This window comes from Bartonella sp. MM73XJBT.G (genome assembly GCF_028618435.1).
Classification (GTDB): Bacteria; Pseudomonadota; Alphaproteobacteria; order Rhizobiales; family Rhizobiaceae; genus Bartonella.
Window position 1 is genome coordinate 1 of record NZ_JAQISW010000045.1, and the last position, 4,516, is coordinate 4,516.

Genomic DNA, 4,516 nt, shown 5'->3' on the forward strand with positions numbered 1-4,516 from the left:
ATTATAATGACAGAAAACGATATTCTTTTAACAGACCGTGAAAGTGCAAAATTGCTTCATATGAGTGTTTCAACATTCCGCCGTCATGTGACCAATGGCTCTTTACCAAAGCCTTTAAAGTTTGGCTTTTTATCGCGTTGGTTACAATCGGATCTGATTAATGTCATAGAGCAAGCGAAACAGCAACGTTATAACGACGTCGCATAAATGAAAACCTTGTCACGTAAGGACGGACAAGGCTTCCCATTTTCACTCAAGAATGAATAGCAAAATCCGTCCTATGGTGCAATATATCATAGGATAAAAAACATGTTTTCTTATATAAATGCTCGGGGCATCACCAATGCCTTGCGTGGGGTTTGGTATGGGCGTTATGGAAGTGCCCGTTGTCCAGCCCATGATGATCAATTGCCTAGCTTATCTCTTGAATAAATTAGCGTATCTTATAAACTATGCTAATTAGCGGCTTTTAAAATTTCTAAAATATTAAAAAAATCCGCTACATGAGAAAACTTAGGTGTCAATAACAATTCTCCTGCTCTGTTCTTTCTATTAAAGTATCAAGCTTATGTTTGCACCACTCTTCTTCTATTGATAGTTTTTCTTTTAATATGGAGTGGAGAAAAATCTTTTTTGTTAGTATATTCTAACAACCCAAGTTTTTGATTTTCTGTATCTTGTCAAATCACGAGAAACACGTAAATAAGCGTAAAATTTTGTCATGTTCAATAAAAATCGTCAATTAAGTGTAATCTTAGTATCAGAAAACACGATAATTTTCTTTGATACAAACAATCAAAATGATTAAAGATAAAAACAGCTATCTTATTTTCATTTTAAACAACAAATTGAAAAAATCATAGGAAATTTAATTGATCAAATTTAACCATTAGATTAATATTTTAAGACAATTACAGAAAGGAATTTCCTATGGAAAAGAAATTACCCAAAAGTTATATGACTGATGCTGAACGCGAGGAATTGCGAGCAGGCGGATTTGATCAGGATGGTATTTATACTGCTGAATCACAGGCAGCAACTAAAGCACGTGACACTAAAACAGCATGGGAATGGTTAGCAATGGCAGAGCTTCCAGCTCATACACTTTTATTTCTTAAATCTCAAAATGGTGCACAGTTTATTCGTGATATGGGATTTTCTACAAAGAATGCGGATGAGGAATATGGTCCAGATTGGTTAGATAAAGGTGTTATGATAGGAGGTCGTCATTTTTAAGGAAGTTGATTTATTAAAACAATTTTTATCACAAGAAGATAACTATGTAAAAAACCTTAGCAAGGTAGCTATAAGTAAGAAATTACATAGTGTACGAAATGATTTATGCGATCATATTCGTAATGTTGGGAAAAGTGGGGATTTATCGTTACTCCTTGCTACGGAGCGTGATCTCGTGGAAAATGATTTATTTAGGTATTCCAATAGTAAAGCTATGTCAGGTAGTCTTAAAACAGCATTAACTGAAATTGATGTTGTTAAAAAACACGTGATGCTTGTTGGTGATCCTATGCAATATAAGACAGTAAATGAGGCTTATAGTTTATCGAAAAATCGAAAAGGCGGTTTGCCTTATGATGAAGCACGTCAAGCAATGGCATCCCATTATGCAAGGCTAGGAAATCTAGACAAAGCGCGTTTAACAGACATTGAAAAATCTATCATTGATGCAAGAAGAGAAAATATCAAGGCAATGCAAAAACTCTACGAAAAGATGCAAGCCAAAGCTATTGGCATAGATTTCTAACTCAATAACGTACTCATAATAAAGCTTTTTACATTAATTTATTCACACATCTTTTTCTTAATTCTGTTTGTATTCTTCATAGCAATATTTAGCTAGGTCTAAAGTCAGCTTTGTATATGTCAAATTCGTATTCAAAATGTAATTGTGGATCTCTTAGATTAATTGAAAACATATTCATTATTGTTTGAAATACATTTTCATCACTAACAGAAAAACTAAAAAGTTTTCTTCATTATGAAAATCTGAAATGGTTAGTGTTATTTCTTTTTTGTTTTTTCCTTTAATAGGAAACTATAAAGAGGGACACTCACTCAGAAAGCTTACAATCGCATGTTTTAAAAATGCCAAAGACCATAGCAAGTCTTGCGTTGATTTTTGAACTGTGTGAAGGCGGGCGTTTTGAAATCAATAGAGATGCCCTTGAGAGAGCTTTGTGTTGGGAAAAATATCTGATAAGTCACGCAAGACGTCTTTATGCGGCGGGGGATACATTAACAGCAGAGCGTGCAAAATTAATTGTTGAACGCTGTGATTGTTTACCCGATGGTTTTACTTCACGTGATGTTTATAAACGTGATTGGAAATGTTTAACAGACAATCAAGCCGTTAAGCAAGCTTTAGAGCTTTTATGTCGTTGTAACTATATTCGTGCAATATCTGAAAACAATAGCTCTAAAAGCGGTCGACCTACCATACGTTATGAATGGCATCCTTTAGTGAAAAGTTATAAGACACCACAATGAGGCAATTTGGAAATCTTATAAAACATTAAACAATATAACAGTGAACCTTCAAAGCACTCCCCATCATTAGTTTTGGGGGGTTTTAGGGGTTTTGGGGGGCGCTTTTTACCCATTATTATTTTATTTTTTGAATACAAAATAAAAGTTATTATATTTCAATATGTTAGTATTTTACAGATCTTAAAAAAACAACCTATATTGATAACACAAGCTCTAAATTCAACCAATAATATACGTTTTGTAGGGGTTTTGGGGGGTTTTAAAAACAGACAAAACCTATGGTAAAATGCATCAAAATGATCATTCTGATGTTTTAAAAGCCCATAGTGCATTCGTCTTGAATGATATGTGAAATAAATAGCAAATTTCACTATTGTGCTGATCTAACCATGCGTCATAGGCTGTGGATAAATAGCCTTTTAAAGCCCCTTTTGAAAAAATTTATCCGTTTTTATGCATTTTTCTGCATTTTTTCTCAATTCGTCCAAAATGGATTTAATAAGCTTCATTTTGATTCTTTTGAAAAGAATTAACCCTCTCATTCCAAAACGGAGCTCTGTTATAATATGCTGCAATCTCTTAAGTCTGATCATGAACATGTCACTTTACGCTCTCTCTTACAATCTTATCGTGATCAAGCGATATCAGATGAGGATAAGCAAGCTGCTTTTGAAAAGTTTGTTATAGCCTATTTAACACAAGACCCATTGCAAAAGCAGGAATACGAAAGGGTTCAAACTTATAGAGAAGTCGCTGATGAAAAGGGATGGAAAGGAAGCGATATAGACACTGATATTGATTTGGTCGCAAAAGTTCGTGATCAAGAGGAATATGTTGCTATTCGCTGTCAATTTTATGAAACCAATCATCAGATTACACAAGAGGACATTGAAAGCTTTATCGCTATCTCTGGTAAAAGCAGGTTTAAATATCGTCTTCTGATTGATAGCACGGAAGGGGAATTAAGCGAAAATGCCAATACCATGATTGAAGGACAAGCTGTTCCGGTTTATCGGATACATCTCTTTGATATGGAAAACAGTCAAATCGATTGGGGGATTTTTGATAAGACAGGCAAAATCGTCCTTTACGAGCGAAAGAAGAAAAAACTTTTAGATCATCAGATAGAAGCACTAAAAGCTGTTTGTGAAGGCTTAAAAGAAGCAGACCGTGGCAAGCTGATTATGGCGTGTGGAACGGGCAAGACTTTTACAAGCCTTAAGATAGCAGAGACCATAGCAGGTCAAGGCAAGCATGTATTGTTTTTGGTGCCCTCTCTTGCTTTGATGTCACAAACAATCCGTGAATGGACACTGGATACAGAACTGCCCTTGCGTTCCTTTGCGGTATGTTCGGATAGACAAATCGGCAAGCGTCGTAAAGCCCAAGAGGATGATAGTGAATTATCGGCATCAGATTTAGCCTTACCTGCAACAACCAATGCACAAGAGCTTGTAGAGAAAGTAGGAAAGTTTTCTCCCCATGCTATGGTTGTTATTTTTGCGACCTATCAATCCATTCAAGTGATTGCTGATGCTCAAAAGGATCATGGATTAGCGGCATTTGATTTCATTATTTGTGATGAAGCCCATAGAACCACGGGGGCAACATTAGGAAGCGATGAGAATGAATCTGAGTTTGTTAAGGTTCACAACAACAGCGTTATTCAAGGGAACAAACGTCTGTATATGACAGCAACACCTCGTATCTTTAGTGATACAGCTAAAAAGCGTGCGGATGAGGTAAATGCCGTTCTAGCGTCTATGGATGATGAAAGTATTTATGGAAAAGTTCTTTATACCTATAGTTTTACTGATGCCGTTAAGAATGAACTTTTAACCCCTTATAAGATTATTGTTTTGGGTGTTGATGAGGGGGAAATCAGTAAAAGTATGGAGATGCCAACCACCAGTAAAGATTATGAACTTATTCTTGATGATAGAACAAAGATTGTTGGTTGTTATCAAGCTTTGACCAAAATGGATATCAAGGTTGATCTTGGAGATGATAC

General features: G+C 35.5%; 5 protein-coding genes and 1 pseudogene. All 6 read left to right on the forward strand.

The window, feature by feature from the left end:
- The first annotated feature begins 6 nt into the window (after window positions 1-6).
- Entirely contained in the window at window positions 7-207 is a 201-nt protein-coding gene (locus PVV59_RS09355) for an AlpA family transcriptional regulator (RefSeq protein WP_004856846.1), read from the forward strand.
- 102 nt (window positions 208-309) lie between these two features.
- Complete coding sequence (locus PVV59_RS09360) at window positions 310-432, forward strand: hypothetical protein (protein ID WP_273755822.1); 123 nt, start codon at window positions 310-312, stop codon at window positions 430-432.
- A 498-nt stretch (window positions 433-930) separates the two neighbouring features.
- The gene (locus PVV59_RS09365; protein WP_273755823.1) at window positions 931-1,236 is read left to right on the forward strand and encodes a hypothetical protein; all 306 of its coding nucleotides are present in this window, start codon (window positions 931-933) and stop codon (window positions 1,234-1,236) included.
- Window positions 1,237-1,411: 175 nt separating this feature from the next.
- Window positions 1,412-1,762: a hypothetical protein gene (locus PVV59_RS09370; protein ID WP_273755824.1), complete on the forward strand. Its 351-nt coding sequence runs from the start codon at window positions 1,412-1,414 to the stop codon at window positions 1,760-1,762.
- Between the two features lie 311 nt (window positions 1,763-2,073).
- Window positions 2,074-2,505: pseudogene (locus PVV59_RS09375) on the forward strand (DUF3987 domain-containing protein); the annotation flags it as partial.
- 566 nt (window positions 2,506-3,071) lie between these two features.
- Window positions 3,072-4,516, forward strand: a 1,445-nt coding sequence (locus PVV59_RS09380; RefSeq protein WP_273755825.1) for a DEAD/DEAH box helicase family protein, incomplete at its 3' end; no start/stop codon positions are given.

Coding starts and splice junctions, on each gene's coding strand:
- PVV59_RS09355 (WP_004856846.1), top strand. CDS start 7: ATGACAGAAAACGATATTCTTTTAACAGACCGTGAAAGTGCAAAATTG.
- PVV59_RS09360 (WP_273755822.1), top strand. CDS start 310: ATGTTTTCTTATATAAATGCTCGGGGCATCACCAATGCCTTGCGTGGG.
- PVV59_RS09365 (WP_273755823.1), top strand. CDS start 931: ATGGAAAAGAAATTACCCAAAAGTTATATGACTGATGCTGAACGCGAG.